The organism is Kribbella sp. NPDC051587 (genome assembly GCF_044453945.1).
Lineage (GTDB): Bacteria > Actinomycetota > Actinomycetes > Propionibacteriales > Kribbellaceae > Kribbella.
This window is the reverse complement of sequence record NZ_JBITDE010000003.1, coordinates 108,665-133,399: the sequence shown is the minus strand read 5'-3', so window position 1 is coordinate 133,399 and position 24,735 is coordinate 108,665. Positions and strand designations below refer to the sequence as shown.

At 67.5% G+C, this 24,735-nt stretch carries 24 protein-coding genes; 8 read left to right on the top strand and 16 right to left on the bottom strand.

Features of this window, described 5'->3' with window-relative positions:
- Both ACIA49_RS12845 and ACIA49_RS12840 read right to left on the bottom strand, forming a co-directional pair.
- Entirely contained in the window at positions 1-1,317 is a 1,317-nt protein-coding gene (locus ACIA49_RS12845) for an extracellular solute-binding protein (RefSeq protein ID WP_396377307.1), read from the bottom strand.
- Positions 1,290-2,636, bottom strand: coding sequence for a hypothetical protein (locus tag ACIA49_RS12840; protein ID WP_396377306.1), 1,347 nt, complete (start codon positions 2,634-2,636; stop codon positions 1,290-1,292). The genes ACIA49_RS12845 and ACIA49_RS12840 overlap by 28 nt, the downstream gene beginning before the upstream one ends.
- A gap of 139 nt (positions 2,637-2,775) precedes the next feature.
- Here ACIA49_RS12840 and ACIA49_RS12835 point away from each other — a divergent pair, with 139 nt between their 5' ends.
- The 5 genes from ACIA49_RS12835 to ACIA49_RS12815 all read left to right on the top strand — a co-directional run bounded on the left by ACIA49_RS12835 (position 2,776) and on the right by ACIA49_RS12815 (position 7,532).
- The gene (locus ACIA49_RS12835) at positions 2,776-3,600 is read left to right on the top strand and encodes a helix-turn-helix domain-containing protein (RefSeq protein WP_396377305.1); all 825 of its coding nucleotides are present in this window, start codon (positions 2,776-2,778) and stop codon (positions 3,598-3,600) included.
- Positions 3,601-3,628: 28 nt separating this feature from the next.
- Entirely contained in the window at positions 3,629-4,717 is a 1,089-nt protein-coding gene (locus tag ACIA49_RS12830) for an FAD-binding oxidoreductase (protein WP_396377304.1), read from the top strand.
- An 11-nt stretch (positions 4,718-4,728) separates the two neighbouring features.
- Positions 4,729-5,331, top strand: coding sequence for a dihydrofolate reductase family protein (locus ACIA49_RS12825; protein WP_396377303.1), 603 nt, complete (start codon positions 4,729-4,731; stop codon positions 5,329-5,331).
- Positions 5,328-6,248 carry an NAD-dependent epimerase/dehydratase family protein gene (locus tag ACIA49_RS12820; RefSeq protein ID WP_396377302.1) on the top strand — a complete coding sequence of 307 codons (921 nt, stop codon included), beginning with the start codon at positions 5,328-5,330 and terminating at the stop codon, positions 6,246-6,248. Before ACIA49_RS12825 ends, ACIA49_RS12820 begins: the two co-directional genes overlap by 4 nt.
- Positions 6,249-6,737: 489 nt before the next feature.
- Positions 6,738-7,532: a phosphotransferase family protein gene (locus ACIA49_RS12815; RefSeq protein WP_396377301.1), complete on the top strand. Its 795-nt coding sequence runs from the start codon at positions 6,738-6,740 to the stop codon at positions 7,530-7,532.
- On the opposite strand, the gene dusB is transcribed toward ACIA49_RS12815, so the two are convergent.
- From dusB to ACIA49_RS12790, 5 genes are all read right to left on the bottom strand, one after another.
- On the bottom strand, positions 7,529-8,650 hold the full coding sequence (gene dusB, locus ACIA49_RS12810) for a tRNA dihydrouridine synthase DusB (protein ID WP_396377300.1): 1,122 nt from the start codon (positions 8,648-8,650) through the stop codon (positions 7,529-7,531). The two genes, ACIA49_RS12815 and dusB, sit on opposite strands and share 4 nt — an antisense overlap.
- Before the next feature lie 3 nt (positions 8,651-8,653).
- A complete protein-coding gene (locus ACIA49_RS12805; RefSeq protein WP_396377299.1) occupies positions 8,654-9,331 on the bottom strand; it encodes a hypothetical protein in 678 nt (225 codons plus the stop codon).
- Positions 9,332-9,341: 10 nt separating this feature from the next.
- Entirely contained in the window at positions 9,342-10,727 is a 1,386-nt protein-coding gene (locus tag ACIA49_RS12800) for a glycine--tRNA ligase (protein WP_391545524.1), read from the bottom strand.
- A 94-nt stretch (positions 10,728-10,821) separates the two neighbouring features.
- Positions 10,822-11,124, bottom strand: coding sequence for an antibiotic biosynthesis monooxygenase family protein (locus ACIA49_RS12795; protein ID WP_396377298.1), 303 nt, complete (start codon positions 11,122-11,124; stop codon positions 10,822-10,824).
- 4 nt (positions 11,125-11,128) lie between these two features.
- Positions 11,129-11,959, bottom strand: coding sequence for a PhzF family phenazine biosynthesis protein (locus tag ACIA49_RS12790; RefSeq protein ID WP_396377297.1), 831 nt, complete (start codon positions 11,957-11,959; stop codon positions 11,129-11,131).
- 47 nt (positions 11,960-12,006) lie between these two features.
- On the opposite strand from ACIA49_RS12790, the gene ACIA49_RS12785 reads away from it, so the two are divergent.
- Positions 12,007-12,315 (top strand): DUF6703 family protein, encoded by a 309-nt coding sequence (locus ACIA49_RS12785; protein ID WP_396377296.1) that lies wholly within the window; start codon positions 12,007-12,009, stop codon positions 12,313-12,315.
- A gap of 4 nt (positions 12,316-12,319) precedes the next feature.
- Here the strand turns inward: ACIA49_RS12785 and manD are convergent, their stop codons facing one another.
- The 8 genes from manD to ACIA49_RS12745 form a co-directional block, all read right to left on the bottom strand.
- Positions 12,320-13,525, bottom strand: a complete 1,206-nt coding sequence (gene manD / locus ACIA49_RS12780) for a D-mannonate dehydratase ManD (protein WP_396377295.1) — start codon at positions 13,523-13,525, stop codon at positions 12,320-12,322.
- A 4-nt stretch (positions 13,526-13,529) separates the two neighbouring features.
- On the bottom strand, positions 13,530-14,327 hold the full coding sequence (locus ACIA49_RS12775; RefSeq protein WP_396377294.1) for a carbohydrate ABC transporter permease: 798 nt from the start codon (positions 14,325-14,327) through the stop codon (positions 13,530-13,532).
- Positions 14,324-15,184: a carbohydrate ABC transporter permease gene (locus ACIA49_RS12770; protein ID WP_396377293.1), complete on the bottom strand. Its 861-nt coding sequence runs from the start codon at positions 15,182-15,184 to the stop codon at positions 14,324-14,326. Before ACIA49_RS12770 ends, ACIA49_RS12775 begins: the two co-directional genes overlap by 4 nt.
- Positions 15,184-16,341, bottom strand: a complete 1,158-nt coding sequence (locus tag ACIA49_RS12765) for an ABC transporter substrate-binding protein (protein ID WP_396377292.1) — start codon at positions 16,339-16,341, stop codon at positions 15,184-15,186. The genes ACIA49_RS12770 and ACIA49_RS12765 overlap by 1 nt, the downstream gene beginning before the upstream one ends.
- 1,168 nt (positions 16,342-17,509) lie before the next feature.
- Positions 17,510-18,274, bottom strand: coding sequence for a FadR/GntR family transcriptional regulator (locus ACIA49_RS12760; protein ID WP_396377291.1), 765 nt, complete (start codon positions 18,272-18,274; stop codon positions 17,510-17,512).
- A gap of 432 nt (positions 18,275-18,706) precedes the next feature.
- Positions 18,707-19,243: a DUF305 domain-containing protein gene (locus ACIA49_RS12755; RefSeq protein WP_396377290.1), complete on the bottom strand. Its 537-nt coding sequence runs from the start codon at positions 19,241-19,243 to the stop codon at positions 18,707-18,709.
- The gene (locus ACIA49_RS12750; RefSeq protein WP_396377289.1) at positions 19,240-20,472 is read right to left on the bottom strand and encodes a DUF1996 domain-containing protein; all 1,233 of its coding nucleotides are present in this window, start codon (positions 20,470-20,472) and stop codon (positions 19,240-19,242) included. The genes ACIA49_RS12755 and ACIA49_RS12750 overlap by 4 nt, the downstream gene beginning before the upstream one ends.
- A gap of 13 nt (positions 20,473-20,485) precedes the next feature.
- Positions 20,486-22,204 carry a discoidin domain-containing protein gene (locus tag ACIA49_RS12745; protein ID WP_396377288.1) on the bottom strand — a complete coding sequence of 573 codons (1,719 nt, stop codon included), beginning with the start codon at positions 22,202-22,204 and terminating at the stop codon, positions 20,486-20,488.
- A 121-nt stretch (positions 22,205-22,325) separates the two neighbouring features.
- Here ACIA49_RS12745 and ACIA49_RS12740 point away from each other — a divergent pair, with 121 nt between their 5' ends.
- Together ACIA49_RS12740 and ACIA49_RS12735 are read left to right on the top strand one after the other, a co-directional pair.
- Positions 22,326-23,321 (top strand): LacI family DNA-binding transcriptional regulator, encoded by a 996-nt coding sequence (locus tag ACIA49_RS12740; protein ID WP_396377287.1) that lies wholly within the window; start codon positions 22,326-22,328, stop codon positions 23,319-23,321.
- Positions 23,322-23,447: 126 nt separating this feature from the next.
- A complete protein-coding gene (locus ACIA49_RS12735) occupies positions 23,448-24,260 on the top strand; it encodes a hypothetical protein (protein ID WP_396377286.1) in 813 nt (270 codons plus the stop codon).
- Positions 24,261-24,316: 56 nt separating this feature from the next.
- Here the strand turns inward: ACIA49_RS12735 and ACIA49_RS12730 are convergent, their stop codons facing one another.
- Positions 24,317-24,724 (bottom strand): carboxymuconolactone decarboxylase family protein, encoded by a 408-nt coding sequence (locus tag ACIA49_RS12730; RefSeq protein WP_396377285.1) that lies wholly within the window; start codon positions 24,722-24,724, stop codon positions 24,317-24,319.
- Between the last annotated feature and the right edge of the window lie 11 nt (positions 24,725-24,735).

Genomic DNA, 24,735 nt, shown 5'->3' with positions numbered 1-24,735 from the left:
TCAGGAGTACTTCTTCTTGAGGGTCTCGGCGGTCTGCGCCAGGCTCGCCACAGCGGCAGGAGGCTGAACCTGGTTGCTCAGCACGCCCTGGACCACCTTGTGCATCTCGGTCTCGAACTCGGTGTACCAGGCAACGCCCAGCACGTTGCGCGGCCGGGCGATCTCGGCCAGGTGGGCGTAGATCGCCGGGTCGGCGAACTTCTTCAGGGAGGCGTTGACCTCCGCATCCTTGGCCATGTCCTTGTAGGCGAACCCGAGTCCCCGTTCCTGGAACCAGAACTTGGCCGTGTTCGGCTGCTTGTTCGCGTCCAGCCCGCCGAGGTAGGTCAGCAGCTTGAACGCGTCGTCCTTGACCTCGGTGTCCTTGGCCAGCCCGTACATCCGGGTGTTGCTGATGGTCCCGTGCACCTTGCCGTCCAGGCTCGGCACCAGCGCCATCTTCATCTTGCCCGCGGCCTTGGACTTCTGCGGGTCGTTGTAGTCACGCAGCGCGTAGCGGGCACCGATCGTGAACGCGTACCGGTTCGCCTTCATCGCGTTGTCGACCGGAACCGGCAGCAGCTGCAGCGACGCCGGGTCGAGCACCTTCGACTTGTTCGCCGCGTTCTGCAGCCAGGTCAGCACATCTTTCGTCACCGTGTCAGTGGTGTTCATGATGGGCGCCTGCTGGTCGTCGAACAGGTTGCCGTTACTGGCGAAGACGAGCCCCCACACCCAGGCCCACCAGGTGTCGGACAGCTGGGCCGGCAACCCGATCGGGTGCTCCAGCAGACCTTGGCTCTTGATCTTGGCCGCCTGCGCCTCGAGCTCTTCCAGGTTGGCCGGCGGCTTGCTGAAGCCGGCCTTGGAGAGGATCTCCGCGTTGTAGATCAGGCAGTTCGAGTCGGTGTAGTACGGCAGGCCATAGCGCTTGCCCTGGTACGTCATCGCCTCCGCGTTGCCGGGGAAGATCGAGGCGTACACCTCGTCGACGCCGGGCAGCCCATCGATCGGTTGCAGATACTCGCCCTCGACCCAGGCGGCGAGCGAGTCGTCATAGACGTACAGGGCGTCCGGCCCACCGCCACCGGTGAACTCGGCCACGACCTTCTGCACGTACTGCGCGCTCGTGATCGGCGTGTAGTTCACCTTGATGTTGCTGGCCTGGGTGAAGCGGTCGAGGTTCTGCTGGACGAGAGTCGCCTCGTAGTCCCAGCCTTCGAACTTCACACTGCCGTCTCCGGCTGCCTGCTTGTCGTTCGAACAGGCGGCGAGCAGGGCGGGACCCGCAGTGGCGAGACCTGCGAGCTTCAGGACCTGGCGGCGGTTGAGCTCCATGATGTGGTTCCCTTCGCTAACTCTTGGGCGATGCGAAGCCGATAAAGACGTGTGGGACGTCCTTTGGGGTGGTGCTGCGCGGTTCCTTCGTCGCTGACCAGGCCGCCGGCGTCGAGGGTGCGGATCAGCCGGCGTCCGGACTGATCCGTGATGCCGAGCCGGTCGGCGAGCTCTCCAGGCGAGATCGCGCGGCCTTCCAGCTCGTGGTCGAGTGCCGCCAGCCGCGACACGGTGGCCGCGCTGAGACCGACGGTCTTCGCGAGCTGCTCGACGTGTTCGCCGTGCTCGCGGTAGGAGAAGCTGAGCGCCTCGCGGTCAGTGGTGGTCAGCGGACCCATCGGCCCGATGATCACCCCGCTGTCCTCGATCAGGTAGGCGCACGGCTCGTTCTCCTGCTCCGCCCGGGCCGCGGCCTGCTCGGCGAGCAGCACGCAGTTGCGGGCGGAGACGCCGACCCCGAATCCGGCCGACACCTGCGCACCGAGCGCCGTACCGGCTTCGGCGAGAGCCGGCACGGCGACCCAGTTGCGGGTCACGCGTTCGAACAGGGCCTTGTGGGCGAAGACGACGACGCCACGGCGACCCCGGTCCTCGATCCACGCGCCGGCGAACTCGGGGGTGTTCAGCAACAGGTTCATCAGGCCGACCCGGGCGCGCTCCTCGTCGGCCGCCTGCGAGATCAGGAAAACCCCGGCCGCGAACCGCTGGGCACTCGCCCGGTCCGACTCGATCCGCAGCGCGAGCTCGTGCAGCTCGGTCCGGATCGTGGTCGGCACCGGCATTCCGCTCATGATCCCGATCGCGTCGTCGGCCAACTGCTCCCGTACGGCGGCGCGCACGCTGATCACGTAGCCGCGATCGCCGAACCGGTGGAACGCCGTCCGGTGGAAGTCGAGGATCTGCTCGACCGACTGGGTCGGCGAATACGGCAGGGAGGCGATCTGGTCCTGATCGAGCTCGAGCGCACTCGCCACCGCCTCGACCGCCTCGGCCGGGAAGGTGTCGATGCTGACCGGTGTACGGCCCCATCCCTGCTGCTGCGCCCGGTAGAGCGCCAGCGTCAGGTCAAGCGCCGACGGCCGGATCACGCCGACCGGCAGCCCGGGCGGCAGCAGCTCGCGGCTGGCCGTGTACGGCACCGGCCCGGCTAGAAACCCGTCGAGCCGGGTCGTGCTCAGGAACTCCGCGACCTTCTCGCGGACGTCCTCCTCGTGGTCGTAGCTGACCCACTCCAGGTCGACGCCGCGCAACGTGCTGGCCGCCTCGCGGAACAGCACTCCGTGCGTCGCATGGGTGACAACCCCGATCACGATGGCCACAGAACTCCTTTTACGAACCATGTTCGGAAGTAACTCGTAAGTCCGATGCGGACCAACGTCCCCTGTCCAGCCAGGTCAGGTCAAGGGATGGGAGCAAAGAAAATCTGCTGGTAACACGCCGGGTTGCTACGTTGAGCCGGTGTCGTACGTCGAGCAGCTACCGGTCCCCGGACTGGCTGGTGTGGTCCGGACGGTCTGGATCCAGCGCACCGGCGCGACCGACCATGTCCACCGCCATCTGCCGACCGGCGGGGTCGAGATTCACTTCCCGCTCGGCGGCCGGCCGCGGCTGCTCGGACCGTTGACCGGGCCGACGATCGAGGTGATCCCGGCGCACACGACGCTCGTCGGCGTGCGGTTCCATCCCGGTACGGCGCCACCGCTGCCCGCCGTACTGGATGAACTGATCGACCAGCACCTGAGCCTCAACGACCTCTGGGGGCACACGGCCGATCGCTTGGTCGAGGCCATGGCGAAGTCCGCGACGCCTGAGCTCGCGTTGCGTTATCTGCAAGCGCATCTGTTGCGTGAGTTCCGCCGTACCGCCCGCGTGGATTCGCTCGTTCAGGAGGCCGTGCTGGCGTTGATGCCTTGGCGGTCGACGTCGATCGACGGGCTGGCGTCAGAGCTAGCGCTGTCCCCGAGCCAGCTCCGCCGCCGCTGTCTGCAGGCAGTGGGGACCACCCCGAAGGTGCTGCAGCGAACGCTGCGTTTTCAGGGGTTCCTGGCGCTGGCTCAGGCCGGCGCAACACCGTCTGGTCGTCGGGGAATCGACGGTACGGCGAGCCTCGCGATCGACGCCGGCTACGCCGATCAGGCGCATCTCAGTCGCGAGTGCCTCCGGCTGACGGGGGTCACGCCGACTCAGTTGCTCGGCGGTGAACTCGACCGGTGCGCCTGCGGCCACGACCACACGGCGTCGTACCAGCCCTTCCTGAAGATGCACGTTTTGTTCAAGAGCTAGCCGGTACGGCGCTCCTAGTCTCGACGGCATGGAGCTTCTGCACTGTCGTTCGGTCGCGGACGTGGTTGGCGCGGTCAAGAGCGGCCGTCGACTCGTACCGCGAGGCGGTGGGCATTGCTTCGTGGACCGGACCTCGGCCGCGGAGGTGGTGCTGGATCTGAGCGGGCTTCGCACGGTTGCGGTCGCACATGATGGAGTCGCGACGATCGGTGCCGGTGCGTTGCTGGGGCAGGTTTATCGCGAACTGCACGACGTCGGGCGGGCGCTGCCGGCCGGATGCGGACCGACGGTCGGGATCGCCGGGCTGACGTTGGGTGGTGGGATCGGGCTGGTCGGGCGCAAGTACGGGCTGACGTGCGATCGGCTGATCGGCGCGCAGGTCGTGCTCGCCGACGGCAGTGTCGTCGAGTGCGATGCCGATCGCGAGCCTGACCTGTTCTGGGCGCTGCGTGGTGCGGGTGGTGGACAGTTCGGAGTGGTGACGGAGTTCCGCTTCGACACCATTGCGGAGCCGATGATGACGCGCATCGCGGCTGACTGGTATGCCGCCGAGATAGAAGCCCTCGTCACGGCCTGGCAGGCGTGGGCGCCGGATGCTCCCGACGAGCTCACGCTGAACCTCACCGTCGACGGGGTGCAAGCCGTGCTGATCGGCGCAAGCCTTCTCCCTCTCGAACCGACCCGCGCTCTGCTGGCCGAATTCACATCCCTGGCCGGTACGGCGGTTCCGTTCGAGCTGCGCGCGGATGTGCCGCTGTCCGAGATCAAGGCGAGCTTCGCCGACGAGACGCCGTCCGAGACCGTGGAGATCCATTCGGAGTTCTTCGACCAGCCGTTCACCGGCGAGCTTGCCGGGCGGATGGCGTTCACCGCGATGGGTGGCGCCTACAACCGAGTCGCCACGGAGGCGACGGCGTTCGCCCATCGCAACGAACGGTTCCTGCTGGAGGCGCCGACCGCGTTGGCGAACGGCCCCGGCCATGTGTATCCGAATTTCCCCGATCTGACGTTGGCCGACGGGCCGACGGCGTACCACGGCGTGAATCTCGCCCGGCTGCGCGCGGTCAAGCAGGTCTATGACCCGGATCGGTTCTTCGATTTTCCCCAGGCAGTGTGAGAGGACGTTTCATGAGCAAGGTCATCGTTGCCCTCGCGGTCTCGGTGGACGGCTACATCAGTGGCCGGACACCGGACGGCGCGGACGAGTTCGGGCGTGGGCTCGGCGACGCCGGGATGCTGTTCGACTGGTACTTCAACGGCGATACCCCGAGCCAGGTGTTCGGCGACGGGTTCAAGCTGAGCGCGCCGAGTGCACGCATCTTCGACGAACTCGCCGCGCGAGATGGTGCGGTCATCTGCGGGCACGCGACGTACACGCACTCCAGCGACTTCGGTGGTGGGAGTCCGCATCCGTCCGCACCGCTGGTGGTGCTGAGTCACGAACCTCTTGAGGTCGGACCAAAACAGACGCTTGCCTCGAGCATCGAGGAAGCGGTCGAGGTCGCGCGGAAACTTGCCGACGGCAAGGATGTCGGGATCATGGGCGGCGGGGCTGTGACGTCCGCGCTCGCGGCCGGACTCGTCGATGAGCTCGTACTGCATCAGGTGCCGATCCTGCTCGGCGGCGGTCGCCGGTTCTTCCAGGAGCTTCCCGAACACATCTCGCTGCGGCTGATCGACGCCGTTCCGGCTCCGGGCGTGACACACCTGCACTACGAGGTGATCCGATGATCCTCGTCACCGGCGGACTGGGCATGATCGGCGCCGCGACCGCCCGCGCCCTCGTCGACCTCGGCCACGAGGTGGTCGTCACCGCACACCGTCGCAGCGAAGCCCCGTCGTTCCTGGCCGGCCGGGTCACGGTCGAGTCCCTGGACGTCACCGACCGGGACGCCTTCCTTGCCCTGGGCAAACTACATCAGATCACCGAGATCGTTCACCTGGCCGGAAGCATTCCGGCCGATGACCCGGTCGCGTTCTTCCGTCACGATCTCGCCGGTCTGCTGAACGCCCTCGACGCGGCGCGCGCCTGGGGAGTGCGCCGGTTCGCAGTGGCGAGCAGCCTCGGGAACTACATCGGCCGGCCCGAAATCCCTTGGCACGAAGAGCTTGCCATCCCGGACGCGGACCTGCCGCTGGCGATCATCGCCCTCAAGAAGGCCGTCGAACCGATCACCACCCAAAGCCTGCAAGGCACCGGGATCGAACCCGTCCTGCTCCGGATCGGCAGCATCTGGGGACCCCTGATGGATCCGGAGTCACCGATCATCACCATCGCGCCGTACGTCAGCGCGATCCTGCGCGGCGAGACCCCCGAGGCCCGGTACGCCGATGACGGCGGCGACTTCTGTTACGCGGCCGACGCGGGTCGCGCGATCGCACTCCTGACCACCGCCAAGACCCTGAACCACCGCATCTACAACGTCTCCAGCGGTAGCCGCTCCACCAACCGCCAGATCGCCGAAGCCCTACAGGCCATCACCCCCGGCCTCCACCTCGACCTCATCCCCGGCCGCCAATCCGGCCCCGGCGAAGACCCCTACCTGGACATCTCCCGCCTCACCGCCGAAACCGGCTACACCCCCTCCTACGACATCCCCGCCGCCGTAGCCGACTACGTCACCTGGCGCACCACCAACCCCCGCTGACCCCACCCACCCACCTCAGGCCAGCCCCAAATGCCCCGCGACACTCGCCAAGCCCGCCCAACGCAGCATCCCCCTAGCCCGAACCCCAACCCGAGTGCCGAGGCACGGTGGCTTCGGTCGCCGGGCAAGTCCCACACGGTGGCTTCGATCGCCGAGTGTGACAACCAGGTCGCCCGCAACCGTTTGCCGACAACACACTCCTCACACTCGGCGGACGACTGCTCACACTCGCCCAGCCAACCCCCTTCACCCGCACGGTGGCTTCGGTGGCGCGGCACGGTGGCTTCGGTGGCGGGAGGTGGTTGGGGTGGAGGGCGAGGCTCGGTGGTGGGGTCGGTTGTGTACCGGAGGACGGGTAGTGGTGGTGGTCGACGGGTCGTCAGGGGCCGTGCGGAGGCTCGCGGGACGAGGGATGGGGGCACCTCTACCCGTTCGTCGGTACACGATTAAGGAGTCGCTCGCCCGGGATTCGCCGGATACGGTCGGCGGGTGGAGGTTGAACCGGCGGTAAGAGTGGCCAAGGCGATCGCGGCGGCGGATGACGCGATCGTGCTCAATGCGTCGAACAAGGTGGTCCTGCGGTTGCTGCCGCAGGACGTGGTTGCGCGGGTCGCGTTGGCGGATGAGCACGGGTTCGAGCGGGAGTTGGAGCTCGGCCGGCGGCTGGCGATGGGTGGTTATCCGGCGGTCGCGCCGGCTGACCCGAAGGTTTATGAGCAGGACGGCATTTCGGTCTGCTTCTGGCGGTACTACGAACCGCAGGCGCCCGTTCCGCCAGACGAGTTCGCGGCCGCGTTGCACCGACTCCACGAGGGGCTGCGCGAGGTCGACGTACCGGCGCCGCATTTCATGGATCGGGTGGTGGAAGCGACGTATGTGCTGGCGAATCCGGCCCTCTCGCCGAACGCGCCTGACGCCGATCGCGAGTTTCTCGTGACGACGCTGACCAAAGCCAGCCAGGCGGTCCTTAAGGCGGGTGCCCCGGAGCAACTGCTGCACGGCGAACCGCATCCGGGGAACCTGCTCAGTACGACGGACGGCCCGCTGTTCATCGACTGGGAGACGGTGTGCCGTGGGCCGGTCGAGTTCGACATCGCTCATGCACCGGAAGAGATCGCGAACCACTATCCCGGAATCGATCGCGATCTGGTGCGGCAGTGCCGACTGCTGATGCTCGCGATCATCATCGCCTGGCGATGGGAGCTTGGCGACCAACTCCCCAACGGCGACGCGCAGCGTGCGGAGTTCACGGCACGGCTGCGCGCCGAGCTCAGCGGGGTTTAGCCGCCGGAGACGCCGATCTCGGCGTCGGCCAGATCCTCGGTGAGGCCGTCGGTGTTGTCGAGCCAGCCGTGCGGGAGGATGACGCGCTCGCGCGGGCTGCCCTGGCGGCCGCGCGGAGCACCGAGCTCCGCGGTCGGGAACGGAACGGTCGGATCGAGCTGACCGAGTAGCTCGTCCAGGCGGGCGAGCGTATCGACCATGCCGAGGGCTGCGCGCAGCTCGCCGCCGGCCGGGAAGCCCTTGAGGTACCAGGGCACGTGCTTGCGGAAGTCGCGCAGACCACGCTGCTCCCCCATCAGGCTGGCGAGTAGCTCGCCGTGCCGGCGCATGACGGTCGCGACCTCACCGAGGCTCGGCAGGTTGAGCGTCTCGCCACCGGCGAAGGCCACCGCGAGATCGCGGAACAACCACGGGCGCCCGAGGCAGCCGCGGCCGACGATCACGCCTGCACAGCCGGTCTCGGCGACCATCCGGAGCGCGTCACCGGCCTCCCAGATGTCGCCGTTGCCGAGGACCGGGATGTTCACGTGCTCGACCAGCTCGGCGATCTTCGTCCAGTCCGCCTGACCCGAGTACGCCTGCGCCACCGTCCGGCCGTGCAGACCGATCGCCGCCGCCCCCGACTCCTCGGCGATCCGGCCGGCGTCGAGGTAGGTCTGGTGGTCGCTGTCGATGCCGATCCGGGTCTTCATGGTCACCGGGATCCCGTACGGCGTGGCCGCCTGGACCGCCGCTTTCAGGATCGCGCCGAGCAGATTGCGCTTCCACGGCAGCGCTCCGCCGCCACCCTTGCGGGTGACCTTCGGAACCGGGCAGCCGAAATTCAGGTCGATGTGAGCGACGCCGTACTGGTCACACAACAGCTGCACGGCCTTGCCGATGTAGACCGGATCGACGCCGTACAGCTGCACCGACCGAACCGTCTCGCGCTCGTCGAACGTGAGCATGTCCAGCGACTTGGGGTCGCCCTCGACGATCCCGCGCGACGTGATCATCTCGCACACGTACAGCCCGGCACCCTGCTCAGCGCACAACCGCCGGTACGCCGCGTTGGTGATCCCGGCCATCGGCGCGAGCACCACGGGCGTATCGATGGTCAGATTGCCGAGCTTCAACATGATTCAGGCCTTCGCGACGAGGATCTTGCCGTCGCCAGAGATTCGAGCGTTGTGGGGTACGACCGCGTTCGCGGTGGTGGTGACATCGCAGCGGATGCCGTCACCACTCGATGGTACGACGGCCACCGGGTTCATCGTGCAGGTGATCTTCGAGGCGTCCGGGACCGCGCGCAGCACCGCGTCGACGACCTTCTCCTTGACCACGGCAACTTGTTCGGAGGTGAACTTGTACGACGCGTTGTACGGCTCGGCGTCGACGGTCAACGTGCCGGTGAACGACTGACCGGCGTACGTGACCGTGCATTTCAGCGTGTGCTTCCCGGGCTTGTCCGCGGCGTCCAGGCCAGGGCAGTTGACGGTGGTCTTGGCCGCCTTGCCCGCGGTGATCTGGGTCTGCTTGGCGATCGCGAAGCGGATCCGGTTGGCCAGCGGCGCGTCGTCAGCCGGCGCCCCCGTGACCACCGGGGCCGGCCACGGCTTCGAGGGCGTCGGCAGCGGCTTGAGGGTCGGCGTCGACGCGGTCGGGATCGGCGCCGACGACGGCACCGAAGGACCGGAGCTGTTCGGCGCGGACGGGTTCGAGCCCGCCTTGGGATCAGTGTCGGAGCAGGCGGCCAGCAGGAAGACGGCCAGCGCCGACACCCCGAACACAGCCAGACCGAACCGCAGACGCTCGCCCATCACCTTCACGTCAGCAACCCACCAGCGCCTGGGCCAGGTACCCGGTGACCTCGCTCAGGGCGACCCGCTCCTGCTTCATCGAGTCGCGCTCACGGATCGTGACCGCGTGGTCCTCGAGCGTGTCGAAGTCCACGGTGATGCAGTACGGCGTACCGATCTCGTCCTGGCGGCGGTAACGGCGGCCGATCGCACCGGCGTCGTCGAAGTCGACGTTCCAGTTCTTCCGCAGCTCGGTGGCCAGATCGCGAGCCTTCGGCGACAGGTCGGTGTTGCGCGACAGCGGCAGCACGGCGGCCTTGACCGGCGCGATCCGCGGGTCGAAGCGCAGTACGGTCCGCTTGTCGACGCCGCCCTTCGCGTTCGGCGCCTCGTCCTCGGTGTAGGCGTCGAGCAGGAACGCGAGCACGTTGCGGGTCAGGCCGGCCGCGGGCTCGATCACGTACGGCGTCCAGCGCTCGCCCTTCTCCTGGTCGAAGTACGACAGGTCGGCGCCGGAGTGCTTGGAGTGCGTGGACAGGTCGAAGTCGGTGCGGTTCGCGATGCCCTCGAGCTCGTCGAACTCCTTGCCGCCGAAGTTGAACCGGTACTCGATGTCGACGGTGCGCTTCGAGTAGTGGCTGAGCTTCTCCTTCGGGTGCTCGTAGAAGCGCATGTTGTCCGGGTTCAGCCCGAGGCCGGTGTACCAGTCCCAGCGCGCCTTCAGCCAGTACTCGTGCCACTCCTCGTCGGCGCCCGGCGCGACGAAGAACTCCATCTCCATCTGCTCGAACTCGCGGGTCCGGAAGATGAAGTTGCCCGGGGTGATCTCGTTGCGGAAGCTCTTGCCGATCTGGGCGATGCCGAACGGCGGCTTCTTGCGCGCGGTGCCCATCACGTTGGCGAAGTTCACGAAGATGCCCTGGGCGGTCTCCGGGCGCAGGTAGTGCAGGCCCTCCTCGGACTCGACCGGGCCGAGGTAGGTCTTCAGCAGGCCGTTGAACATCCGCGGCGCGGTGAAGGTGCCCTTGTTCCCGCAGTTCGGGCAGGCGATCTCGGCCAGCTCGACGGTCTCGGGATCCTTGTTCTTGCGCCGGGCGTAGTCCTCGCGCAGGTGGTCGTCACGGAACCGCTTGTGACACGACTGGCACTCGGTCAGCGGATCGACGAACTCCTGCAGGTGACCGGAGGCCTCCCAGACCTTGGTCGGCAGGATCACCGAGGAGTCCAGGCCGACGATGTCGTCGCGGCTCGTCACCATCGAGCGCCACCACTGGGTGCGGACGTTGTTCTTCAGCTCGACACCGAGCGGACCGTAGTCCCAGGCCGACTTGGTTCCACCGTAGATCTCGCCGCAGGGGTACACGAAGCCTCTGCGCTTGCTGAGGCTGACGACGGCATCGACGGTTTCCACGGGCACTTTTGAACTCCAGAAACGGGCACAGGTCGGGTACGGAAAGGACCAGGCTATCGGTCCGGGGTGGCCAAAGTCGCATTCAGTGGATGCGTGACTGCTACGGCAGCAACCCGGTCCGGTCGACGGCCAGGTCCTCGTAGGCGGTGGGCTCGTCGATTGCCTGCGACAGCAGCGGTACGGCGGTCAGCTTCACCTCGTACGGCGAGAGCGCGCGCCGGTAACTCCCGACGTTCACGAACTCCAGGTTCAGCGCCAGCAGCTCCGGGTCATCGAGGTTCCGACCAGTCTGCGCCGCCACGAACCCCTTCTGCCGGCTCAGCACCTCGACGGCCGCGTCCAGCCGGACCGCGAACTCCACCTGTTCGGTCTCCGGCACCCGGAACCTGATCACGACGAACACGCGCTCACCCTATGTCCACGCGCCCGCCCAGCCAGATCCCGCCCTCGTCGGAGAACCGCAACACGATCTCCGACGGACTCCCCATCGCCTGCCCCTGCTTGACCCGGATCGGCCCGTCCCCCACCCAGCCGTTCTCCCGCAGCCCGAAACATAACGCGGCCGCGGCGATCCCGGTGGCCGCGTCTTCGGGGTAGCCCGACGACCGCGGGAACTGCCGCGCCCGGAACACCTGTCCGGCGGCGGATTCAACGGCGTACGGGTAGAGCCCGGTCGACCCGATCAGTTTGCAGACCTCCTCCACCCGGCTGAAGTCCGGCTGCAGGCCGTCGAGGATCTCCACGCTGCTGACCGGCACCAGCGTCTTCACCCGGCTGGTCCGCGCATTCCGCACCGGAGCGGCCGCGAGCTGCTCTGCCGACAGGCCCAAGACGTCCAGTACGGCGGCCACTCCGTCGTACTGGACTGGCTCGACCACGCCCTCGTCCTGCGTGACCTCCACCAGGCGGTCGTCGCTCGGCCCGCTCACTCGTGCGGTGACCGGGCCGCTGCGGGTCCACACCCTCACCTCGTCACGCGGCAGCCGGCCCAGGCGGTCGAGCAGCCAGACGGCGCCGACCGTGGCGTGACCGCACATCTCCATCTCGTGGTTCGGTACCCAGAACCGCAGTCCGAGGTCGAAGCCTTCCGGCGTACCGACGACGAAGCCGCTCTCGTGCCCGGAGGATCGGGCGACCGCCTGCATCTCGTCGTCGGACATCTCGTCGGCGTCGACCACGATCGGGGCCGGGTTGCCGCCGCCGGGTCCGGCCGGGAACACGCGCACCAGGTGGATCATCGGTTCCACGGTACTGAGCAGTTCGCCGGACCTGGAACAATGGGCCCATGAGTTCCCCCAGCAGTCAGCCGGTGAGCCCGCTCCGGCAGCGGATCACCAAGATCAGTTACCCGTACGTCGCGCGGCTGCACGGGATGCCGAAGCTGACCCTGCCGATCATCACCGGTGTGCTGGCGCTGGTCGGAGTCTTCGCTCCGGTCCCGGCCGCCGTACCGGCCCTGATCCTGCTGGCCCTGGTGCTCGGCTGGCTGGCGTTCCTGTCCTGGCCGGCCGTCACGACCGGCCCGAAGTTCCTGCGGATCTTCTCGATCCTGGTGATCCTGCTGTTCGCCGTCTCCCGGATCGCGGGAGCCTAAGCGCTCACCAGTCGTGGACGGTTCCGTCCGCGAGCCGGTTGACCGGCAGGTAGGCCGGTGCGTAGGGGTGGGCGGCGGCCAGCTCGTCGTCCAGCTCCACACCGATGCCCGGTGCGTCGCCCGGGTGCAGGTGCCCGTCCGCGAACGTGAACGCATGCCGGAACACGTCCTCGGTCGCGGCGGTGTATCCGGCGTACTCCTGGATGCCGAAGTTGTGAATCGCCAGGTCGAGGTGGATCGCGGCCGCCATGCCAACCGGCGAAATGTCTTCCGGTCCGTGAATCGCGCTCTTGATCTGTTGCTGCGCTGCGAAGTCGAACAGCTTCTTCAGGGGTGAAACGCCCCCGAAGTGTGTGACGGCGGCACGGACGTAGTCGATCAGCTGCTCGTTGACGAGCGTGCGGAAATCGAACACGGTGTTGAAGACCTCGCCGATCGCGAGCGGGGTCGTGGTCTTGCTACGGACCAGCCGCAGACCCTCCTGGTTCTCGGCCGGGGTGCAATCCTCCAGCCAGAACAAGTCATACGGCTCCAGGTCCTTACCCAACCGGGCCGCCTGAATCGGCGTCAGCCGGTGGTGCGAGTCGTGCAGCAGCGGCAGGTCGGGGCCGAACTCGTTCCGCACGGCCTCGAAGACGGTCGGCATGTGGCGCAGGTACGCGCCCGTGTCCCAGTCCTCGACGAGCGGCCGCGGGTGCCCGTCCGGACTCACCTCGGGTTCGCCATGGACGCCGTACACGCGCTTCAATCCCGGTACGCCGGTCTGGATCCGGATCGACTGGTATCCCTGCTCCATCCGCTCGCGGACCGAGTCGAACAGCTCAGGTAGGTCGCGGCCGTTCGCGTGACCGTACGTGCGGACGCGATCACGGCTCGCGCCACCGAGCAGTTGGTAGAGCGGCAGGTTCGCCACCTTGGCCTTGATGTCCCACAGCGCCACGTCCACGGCCGCGATCGCCGCCATCGTGACCGGGCCGCGCCGCCAGTACGCACCGCGATAGAGCGACTGCCAGGTGTCCTCGATCTTGTGTGGATCGAGGCCGATCAGCAGCGGCGCGACGTGGTCGCGCAGGTAGCTGACCACGGCGAGCTCGCGACCGTTGAGGGTCGCGTCGCCCAGCCCGGTCACGCCGTCGTCGGTGGTGATCCGCAACGTGACGAAGTTGCGGCCCGGGCTGGTGACGACGACGGACGCATCGACGATCTTCATGTGCTTAGCCTTTCGTGGCGCCGGCCGTGAGGCCGGCAACGAGATGTTTCTGTGCCAGTACGGCGACCACAACGACCGGAACGGTCATCACGGTCGAGGCGGCCATCAGGCCGCCCCAGTCCGTCCCGGCGTACGAGATGAACGAGAACAACGCGACCGGCACGGTCATCGTGTGCTCGTCGGACAGGATCAACGCGAACATGAAGTTGTTCCAGCTCGCGACGAACGCCAGTACGGCAGCGGTCGCCGTACCGGGTGCTGCGAGCGGCAACGCGATCCGGCGGAACGCTCCGAACGCGGTGAGTCCGTCGACGCGGGCCGCCTCCTCGAGCTCGATCGGCAGCCCTTCGAAGAACCCGATCATGATCCACAGGATCAACGGCACCGAGACGAACATGTGGCTGAGGATCAGCACGGTGTAGCTGCCGACGAGCCCAGCCCGCGCGAAGAGGTAGTACCAGGGCACGAGCAGCGAGATGGCCGGCACGATCCGCGCCACCAGTACCAGCGAACCGGCTCGGTGCATCCGGAACCGCCCGACCGCCCAAGCAGCCGGTACGGCGATGATCGCCGATAGCACCGTGGACGTCACGCCGACGATCAGCGAGTTCAGCATCGACGGCAGGATCCGGTCGTCGGCCAGGACCGCGCGGAAGTTGTCCAATGTGGGGGCGAAGATCAGCCCGATGGACGGGTCGGTGACCTGCACGTTGGTTTTGAACGCGGCGGCGAACATCCAGACGATCGGCAGACTGAAGAACAGCGCCACCAGTGTGATCGCGATTCCGCGGAGTGTCTTCATGCGGTCCTCCGACGAAGCAGCATGACCACGCCGATGATGAACAGCGTGAACAGGACCAGTACCGCGGCAGCGAGGCCGTACTCCTGGTAGTCGAACGTGAGTCCGTACGCGTACACGTTGAGCGTCTCCGCCTCGAACGACGAACCACCGCCTGCGCCCTTGGTGGCGTAGATGATGTCGAACGTCTTCAGCCCGTCGACGGCTCGGAGGACAAGCGCGGTCGTGAGGGTCGGGCCGAGCATCGGCAGAACGACGTACCGGAAGCGTTGCCAGGCGTTGGCGCCGTCCATGCTGGCGGCCTCTTCCGGCTCGTCGGACAGTGTCGACAGGCCGGCCAGCAACAGCAGCGTCATCATCGGCGTCCACTGCCAGACGTCGATCAACACCAGTGTGGGAAGGGATCCGGAGACCGAGCCGAGGAATTCTTGCGGCGGGATACCGACGACGGCGAGCAGGTGGTTCGCGACGCCGTTGGTTGGGTCGAGGATGAGCAACCACAGGATGCCGATCGCGACCGGCGTCGCCAGCAGCGGGATGATCAGGACGGTCCGCACCCAACGGATGCCGCGGAAGGCCCTACGCATCAGCATCGCCAACGCCAGCCCGAACACGGTCTCCAGCGCGACGGCACCGACGGTGAACCCGATCGTTCGCCAGACAGCCGGCCAGAACCTTCTGTTGTCGCTGAACGCATCCGCGAAGTTCTGCAGGCCGATGTGTTTGGCGCCGGCGTTCACAGCACCGAATGCGTCCGTGGTGCTGAGGTTCAGCGTGAACAGCAACGGGAAGATGATCATCGCGCCGACGAAGAGCAGGGCGGGCGACAGCATCAGCCATTTGAGGTGACGGTTGTCCATCAGGACTCCCGGTGCCGGTTGTCGCGAACAAGGAAGTCTTCGAACTCTTGGTCCGCGTCCCGCGCGACCGGAGCAACGTCCTCCTGCAGTACGGCGGACACCAGCGGCCGGCCGACGATGTCGCGCGCCCGGCCGACCTGCAGTACCTCAGGTCGATCGTGTCCAACGCCGTTGCGAGCATTGACCTTCATCGCTGCAGCGAGCTCGGCCGGGAAACCTTTTGCCGCGTTGGCATCCGCCCACACCGACTCGCGGGCACCCGGGATGCCGGCTGTCTGGAGCGCGGTCACAGTCTCGCTGCTCGCGGCCCAGCGGATGAACTCCCACGCGTGGTCCTGGAGTTTCGAGAACCGGTTGATGCCGAGGCTCCAGGACGGGATGTTGTACGGCTTCGAGCCGGCCGGACCACTGGGGAACGGCGCGTACCCGATGGTCTTCCCGATCGTGGAGACCTTCGGATCGACCAGGCTGGTGTAGATCGCGTCGGCGTCGATGTAGAACGCCGCCTTGCCTTGCGCGAAGATCGGCATCGCCTGCTCAAGGCTCATGTTGGTCGCTCCCGGCGGACCGGACTTGCCCAGCAGATCGCCGTAGTACTGGTACGCCGCGATCGCTTCCGGCGTCGCGATCGCGGAACGGCCGTCGCGGGTGAAGTCACCGCCGTACGAGTAAAGGAAGCTCGACCATTGGGTCACCGCGCCGCTGCGCTGGCCGCGGCCGACGTACCCGAAGTGGTCTTTGGTGGTCAGGCGCGCGGCGGCCTGCTGCAGCTCGTCGAGCGTGCGCGGCGGCGTGTTGACGAGATCCTTGCGGTAATAGAGAACCGGTCGCTCAGTCACCACCGGCACGCTCAACACCTTGCCCGCCGTGGTCGACGCTTCGCGAGGTGCGGCCTGGAAGTCACCCCAGTTGAACGCGGTGTCACCCTGTGCGCGGCCGGACAGGTCAGCGAGCCAGTTGTTGTGAGCGAACAGCAACTGCTCCTGCAACGGCCGCACCATCATCACGTCGATGTCAGTCGCCGACGCGTTCAGCTTCACGTTGTAACTACTCGACAGCTGGTCGCCGGTCAGCAGCGACATCGACACCCGCCGCCCGATCCGCTCCTCGAACTCCGGCAACCGCTTCTGGATCGCCCGGGTCCACACATGATTCACGGCCGCCACCCGCAACCGCGTGTCCCCACCAGGCGCCCCCGCCGAACACCCACCAACCAACAACCCGCCTGCAACCCCCACCCCCAACCGCCCGAACGCCCGCCGGCTGATCACCCCATCCACACCCAACCACCTCCGGTCCAACTGGTCCTACCAGTCGGACCGTACCAAACCCCTCTTCCCAGGTCCACCCTCACGCCATCTGGTGGGTTGACCCATCCGCTTGTGGGTTCCGCACCCTCATGCGGGTCCAGAACCCACCACCTCATGGGTCAACCCACCAAATGCCCCGACCGCCGCCGTGGGGTGGAGCCTCGGGATGAGCCGATCTGGTGGCCCGTGCGCTCGGCGGACTGTGGTTCCCACCGGAGTCGCCGGGCTGGGGCGCATAACTGGTCAATTCCGGTCAGTTTCGCGCCCCAACCCGTTCCCCTACGCCGACCTCCGCCCACCGCGCCCCAAAACCCAAGCCAGTACGACGCGTGCACCGGGTCACCGGCCAGCCCTCGTCAACCACCCACTGAACCCACTCACCACCCCAGCCGAACCCACAACGCCGGGTCAGCTATCGAGCCTCATCACCCCCGGAGCGGAGCCCACCACCTCGAGCCAGATGCCGAGCCTCATCACCCCGGCGCGGAACCCACCACCTCGGGCCAGACGCCGAGCCTTATCAACCACTCGCCGAAACCCACTACCGGGGTCAGCTGGCAAGCCTCATCACCGCCGGCGGCAGCCAGTCGCCCGATCACGGCCCTCTCGTCAACCTCACCGCCGCCTCGCCGTACCGCCTCACCCCAGGGCCATTTGACCGGATCTCCCCTGAACTTGTCCCTTCTCCCCTCGAAATTTGAGGGGAGAACCAGCAACTTCAGGGGATAGCCAGTGAAATGCGCGGGGTAGTGGGCCGCGGTACCCGGGGGCGGAGACAGGCCGCGGTACCGGGGCGGAGGCAGCCGACGGGGGCCGGGGACAGGCTGCGCGGGGTGCGGGTGCGGGTGCGGGGCGCGGGGCGTCGGGCGTCAGGCGCGGGCGTCGGGCGTCGGGCGTCGGGGCGCGGGCGCGGGTGCGGGTGCGCGGGGCGGAGCCGGCGTGCGGGGGTGAGTACTTCTGGTGATGGGTCTCGGGCTAGCGCTTCGTTTGTCCTGCCGCTGGGGGTGGCCAGGGGTTAGGGGGTGGGGCGGCGGTGGAGGAGGGTTTCTATGTGGTTGGCGGCCATGACGTCGAGGCTTAGGTCCAGGTCGGGGCCGTAGGTGCGGAGGGCCAGCGACAGGTGTTCGCGCATGTGGTGGCGGGCGCGGTCGGGGTCGCGGGCGGTGATGGCTTCGAGGATCTCGGGGTGGTGGGGTACGCCGGGTTCGGCGATGGAGGGGTCCGAGTTGGAGCGGAGCATCATCTCGAACATCATGCCGCCGATGGACGAGAGCATGATGCGGAGGACAGGGTTGCCGGCGGCGGCCGCGATGGTGTCGTGGAACTCGAGGTCGGCGCGGGACTTCACGACCGGGTCGGTGGCGGCGATCATCGCGGCGTTGGCGGTTCGCATCGCTTCGATCTGCACGTCGGTGGCGCGTTCGGTGGCGAGGCCGACGATCTCGACCTCGATCGGGATGCGGGCCTCGATCAGTTGGCGGACAGTGGGGCGGCCGGCGCGGTAGAGCGCGTCATAGCTGCGTGCGTCGGCGGTCGACTGGTCGATGACGAAGGAGCCTCGGCCGGGCGCGACCTCGATCAGGTGCTGGGCTTCGAGGCGGCGGAGTACCTCGCGCAGGACGTTGCGGCTCGCGCCGAACTGTACGGCGAGTTCGCGTTCCGACGGCAACTTCGCGCCGACCGGGATCGCGCCGGAGCGGATCTCGTTCTGCAGCCGCCGGGCGATGCTCTCGGTGAGCAGACCCCGATGGGCAGGCGGTTCGAACACGTCAGCTGGCACACCACGAAGCTACCCCACCCACCCTCCCCAAGGCCGCCGCACGCCATCACCCCACCCCGACCAGACAACCCCCTCGACATTCACCACCCTCCATCAACGCACACCCCCTCAAACCACCCCCGCGCCGAACCACCTACGCACCTCGAACCAAACCCACGCCGGACCACCCCAGCACGCCCAACCAACCGCCGTGCCGAACCAACCCCAGCACGCCCAACCAACCGCCGTGCCGAACCAACCCCAGCACGCCCAACCAACCGCCGTGCCGGACGAGCCCCAGCTCGCCCGACCAACCGCTGCACCGGACCACCCCGCGCGCCAACCGCCACGCCCGACCACCCAAAGCACTCCCAACCAGCCGCCGTACCGGGCCAGCTCACGCACCGCCGTACCGGGCCAGCCCGGGCTCGTTCAACGGGGTGCAGCGGCTAGCTAGCGGAGGTGGGCGGATTGGGTGGTGCGGGTTTTCTCGATTGTGGTGGCTAGCTGTTTGACGGCGGGCTCTTGGCCGGCGGCTTTTTCGCTGCGGGTTACGAGGGCGGACTGGTCGAGGTGGTCTTTGATCTCGCGGCGGAGGACCTTGTCGAAGGCGGGGCCGCGTAGCTGCTGTAGTGCGGTTACCTCGTCCTCGGTCATCATGCCGGGCATGTCGTGGCCGAAGTGGGCGTTTTCGGTGGGTAGGTGGGCGCGGTCGCGGAGGGCGATCAGTTGTTTGAGTTCCGCTTGGTGGCTGACGGTCAGGTTGGCGGCCAGGCGCCGTACGGCGGGGTCTGTGGAGTTGGTGGGCGCGAAGGCGAGGATCTTGAGGAACTGTTCGTCCATCGGGATCATCAGTCCGAGCCAGGCGGCGTCCGTGGGGTTGAAGGCGGGGTCGACGGAGGCCGCCGGAGCTGGGGGTTGTGGCTGGGGCTGGGCGCCACACCCTCCGAGCACTCCGGCGACCAACGCCAGTAGGGGGAACAGCCTCACGGGTGACCGTCCGCCCCGCACTTGATGATCGGGCGGATGCAGTCGTTGACGCGGCGAGCCATCTCGTCCACCGGCCAGGCGTTGAAGAAGTCGCCGTGCATGGTGAACCCACCGCCGCTTGCCAACCGGAAGCCCGCGGTCGGGCCGTTCACCGGGTAGCGCAGTACCTGCCGCAGTTTCGGTACCGGGATCGGATGCGTCGCCGGGCAGTCGCCGTTCACCGGGTACGCCATGTGGCTCTTGTGATCCGGTGAGTCGAGGTCGCGACCGTTCCAGCACTGCGGGAAATCGAGGTACGACTCCAGCATCGACCCCGCCGGACAGTTGATGAAGTCGTGACCGGCACCCGCGTCACCCGCGTGCAGACATGACCACCGCGAGATGGTGTTGTCGTTCGGCCCGGTGGCTTTCGCGTTGCCGGCCACGATCCGCAGCCCGTAAGGCAGCGGTTGGGTGCGCGCGATGACATCGTCCCGAACACCTTCCCCCAGGTAATAGAACGTCGTACCGGTGGGCTCGACGGGCTGGTTGTTCGAGTAGAACGTCGGCACCCAGTACGACGACCTGTCGACCGACGGATTGCAACTGGTTGGTGAGGTGGCGAGGTCGTCCACGGTTGTGTTCGCGTTCGTCACCGTGGCACCGAAGAAGCTGTGCATGTGTGACGCACCCGGCATGTTCGGGAACACGATCGGGTCGTCCGGCAGCCGGTGCGTGTACGCGCAGTCCGCGAGGAACTCCGCGACCCGGACGATTGGCCCACCGGCGGTTCCGCCGTACACCTGGAACTCCCAGAGCGACGCTCCCCACTGGGTTGCGCGCTCAGTGACCAGGACTCGCACATAACGGCCGGAGCCGGTCACGGCGAGGCTCTGCTCACCACCGGTGCCGTTGGTGGTCGTCTGGACGGTGACCCATTCGTTGCCGGTGTTGGACGTCTGGATCTGGAACCCGCGCGCGTACGCCGCCTCCCAGCGCAGCAGCACGCGACTGAACGACTGGGTGGACCCGAGGTCGATCCGCAGCCACTGGTTGTCGGCGAAGGCGCTCGCCCAGCGGGTGCCGTTGTCGCCGTCGACGGCCGCGGCAGCCGGCGTACCGGCGTTCTCGACCGACGAGGCGAGGGCTGGACGCCCTTGGGACAAAAGGGTTTCAGCGGCTTGTGCGTTGCCCGAGGTCACCAGGAAGGCGCCGAGTACGGCGAGCACAGTCAGTAGAGCTCTTCTCATCAGCGGACTCCTCTCAGTGGTAGACGCGGACGTAGTCGACGAGCATCCGGGACGGGAACGGCGTGGCCGCGTTCGGCGGACCGGGGAAGTCGCCGCCCACAGCCAGATTCAGGATCAGGTAGAACGGGTGGTCGTAGATCCACGGCCCGCGTGTCGCCTCGAGTTGAGCCTTGTCGACCGTGAACACCGTGGTGCCGTCGACCTGGTAGGTGATGCCGGTGGAGTTCCAGAGCATCGTCCAGGTGTGGAAGTCATTGGCGAAGTCCGCGCCACCCGGTAGGCCGTAGGAACCGCCGTACCCGCCGGCGCCGTTGTAGGCCGGGGCGTGCAACGTCGAGTAACCCTTGGTGGTCTCCCGGCCGAGGATCTCCATGATGTCGATCTCGCCGTTGTACGGCCACGGCCGGCCGGTGAGGAAGTCGCTCCCCATCATCCAGAACGCGGGCCACAGACCATTGCCCTTCGGCACCTTGATCCGCGCCTCGACCTTGCCGTACGTCGTGTCGAACTTCGTGCCGGTGTTGATCCGGCCGGACGTGTACTGACACGTCCCCTTACCGCTGACCGGGTCGATCGGGCACGCCGTACCGGGGGTTTCCTGGCGACGGGCCTCGATCACGAGGTGGCCTTGGCCGTCGGTCTGGACGTTGTCGTTGTTGGTGTACACCTGCAACTCGTTGTTCTGGCCGATGCCGGGGTCGGCGCGCCACTTGCTCGCGTCGGGCTTGGTGCCGGCCGGGGTGTCGAAGTTGTCCTGGAAGATCAGCTGCGGCGGGTTCGCCGGGTCGGCCGGCGGGGTCGGCGGCGTGTTCGGCGCTCCCCCGGTGCCGTAGACCTGGAACTCCCACAGCGAATACCCGTACGGCGAGTTGCGCTGCGTACCGTACATCCGGACGTAGCGACCGCTGCCGGACACGGTCAGCGTCTGCTTGAAGCCGGGGCCGGTCGTGGTCGAGTAGATCGTGGTCCAGTTGTTGGCGTCGTTCGAGACCTGCAGCTGGTAGGACTTGGCCGAGGCCGGATCCCATTGCAGGACGACCTTGTCGATCTGCGCGGTCGCGCCGAGGTCGACGTAGATCCAGCCCGGGTCGACCCAACCGGAGTCGGTCGCAGTCGCCCAGCGGCTGGCCGGGTCGAGGTCGAACGCGCGCGCCGGCGTGCACTCGAAGCAGTTGCCGTCACTCTGCTGCGTGGAGGCGAAGCCCGGCTTGTTGTAGGACAGCAGACCGGAGCCGGGGCCAGGGCCCGTACCACCGGCGCCGAAGACCTTGAACTCCCACAGCGAGTAACCCCACTGCGTCGCTCGCTGCGTGCCCACCAGGCGGACGTAGCGACCGGTACCACTGACATTCAGAGTTTGGTTGCCTCCAGCACCATTCGTGGTGGTGTTGACGGTCGTCCAGTTGGACGCGTCGGCGGAGACCTGGATCTGGAAGGCGGTCGCGTACGCGGCCTCCCAGGACAGCTGCACTTGACTGATGGTGGCCGAGGTACCGAGGTCGACCTGCAGCCATTGCGGGTCGCCGAACGCACTCGACCAACGAGTGCCGGGGTCGCCGTCGACGGCGGAGGCGGCGCCGAAGACGGCGTTCTCGGAGGAGGAGGCGGTGGCGGTCTTGCCTTGGGACAGCAGTACGTCGGCGGCGCGCGCGGGGAGCGCGACCAGCGTGCCGATCAGGAGGGAGAGTACGGCGAGGGCCGCCGCAAATCTCGGGCGGGTGAGATGTGGCATGGGCGTCTCCGGGGCAGTCGGATTATGCACATCAGGGAACGTTCCCTGAGAGGGAGACTGGTGCCCGTGAGGGAACGGTGTCAAGGGTTGACAGGTTCCGGAACCGTGGCATCCTCAGACCATGAGACGGCCGACCTTGCATGCCGTGGCGGCCCGGGCCGGGGTGTCGAAGTCGAGCGTGTCCCGCGTCATCAACGGGGAGCCGACGGTCGCGCCCGCGATCCGGGAGATCGTGATGGCCGCGGTCGCCGAGCTCGGCTACGTGCCGAACGGCGCCGCCCGCAACCTGGTCACCCAGCGGACGAACACGATCGCGATCATCGTCTCCGATCCCCCGGCCGGGCTGGTCTCCGACGACCCGATGTTCGCGATGGTCGTCCGCGCCGCGAGCCGTGAACTGGAGCGCGCGGGCAAGCAGGTCTCCCTGATGCTGGCCGGCTCCGACGAGAGCCGCCTCCGGGTCGAGAAGTCACTCGCCGCAGGTCACGTCGACGGCGCGATCCTGGTCTCGATGGACGGTTCCGACCCACTCCCCGCCGTACTGTCGCGAACCGGACTCCCGATCGTGTCGCACGGCCGCCTCGCCACCCCCGGCCTGATGCCGTGGGTCGACAACGACAACCACGGCGGCGCCACCCAGGCCGTCCAGCATCTGCTCGCCCAAGGCCGGCGCCGGATCGCCACCATCTCCGGCCCCCTCGACATGACCGCCGCGCAGGAGCGACTAGCGGCGTACCGCGAAGCCCTGAAGGACACCGGCCGCCGCTCGATCGTTGCCCTCGGCGACTTCACCCGCATCTCCGGCGCCGAGTCGATGCGCCAGCTCCTCGACGACGATCCCGACCTCGACGCCGTCTTCGCCGCCAACGACCTGATGGCGATCGGCGCCCTCCGCACCCTGCGCCAAGCCGGTCGTCGCGTCCCCGACGATGTCGCGGTCATCGGCTTCGACGACATCGAAGCCGCCCTCTACACCTCCCCCGCCCTCACCACCATCCGCTCCCCCATGACCGACCAAGCAGTCCACACCACCCAGCTCCTCCTCAACCTCCTCACCCAAGGCACCGCCGACCCGGTCACCCTCCCCACCGAACTAGTGCTCCGCGAATCAGCCTGATGCCTTTGTGGAAGGTCGTGGCCGCGGGGTGGCCTTCCGGTTCCACAAAGATGGCGGTCGACCGCGAGGTGGCGGTTATCCACAGGCCTTCGGACGGCTAGCGCGCGATTCCGTCAGGCTTAGGCGATGGATTGGTGGTGGCAGCGGCACCTCGCGGACAACGGCATCGAGGCGCTGATCCACGACCAGAATCTGATCGTTTCGCGTGCCCAACTACAGGCAGCCGGTTGGTCCGCCTCCCAGATCCGCCGCGGATTGCGCAGTCGTCGCTGGCAAACCGTCCACCCGACTGTCTATGCGACACACATCGGACCGATCGGGTACGACGAGCGCCGGCTGGCCGCACTCCTTTACGCCGGACCCGAGGCGGCGTGGAGTCACTACACCGCTGCGGAGCAACTTGGCTTACTCAAGCCGGACAGCAGCCGGCCCATCTACGTGGTGATCCCGAAACGGCGCCGGGTGAATCCTCAACCCGGACTCGTCATTGTCCGCGACGAGCATTGGCTCCACCGGCTCGCCACGGTGGTGCCGCCCCGGCGGACCGCGGCGGACGCCGTACTGGACATCGTCGGCATCAGCCGTACACCGGATGAGGCGGCCGCGGTAATCGCCCAAGCGTGCCAAAGCGGCCGCGTGACGCCTGCGGACATCCTGAAGGCGCTCACCGATCATCCGCGGCTACGCCACCGACGAGCACTTCTCCCGATCCTGAACGACGTTGCGGCCGGCTCGCACTCGCTGCTGGAGCTTCGGCACCTGCGAGATGTCGACCGGGACAACCGAGCCACCTTGCGGGCCGAATCCACGCTGCGCTACGGCTGGTTCGACATCATGAGCCGGCCGTGCGAGGCCGCCGTACAGGTCCTGAGCGTTCTTCGTCGCGCCCGACCAACAGTGAGCGCCAAGCCCTGTGGTCCGTGCTGCCCTGTGCGGTAGCAGCTTTGTGGAGGGTAAGTGCCATCCGACGCCCACGACGCTCCACAAAGGTGTGGTCAAGCCGAGGGGATCAGGCCGCGCTCGATGAAGACCTTCTTCGCGGCGAACGTGGCGTTGAGCGCGCGCGGCATTCCGCAGTAGACGGACGCGTGCAGCAACGCCTCGACGATCTCGGAGCGGGTGAGGCCGACGTTCAGCGAGGCGTTGACGTGGACGTCGAGCTGCGGTTCGCAGCCGCCCAGGGCGGTCAGGATGCCGAGCGTGACGAGCTGGCGGTCGCGCGGGGTGAGCTCGGTGCGCGTGTACATCTGGCCGAAGGCCCAGGCGACGACCTGGTGGCCGAGTTCCGGCGAGACGTCGGCCAGCGCGTCGATCACGCGCTGGCCGCCCTCGCCGTCGACGGCATCCAGGACGGTCATGCCGTGGTCGAACTGCTGCTGGCGAGTCGTGGCGTTGTTGGTCATACGAAAAGCAT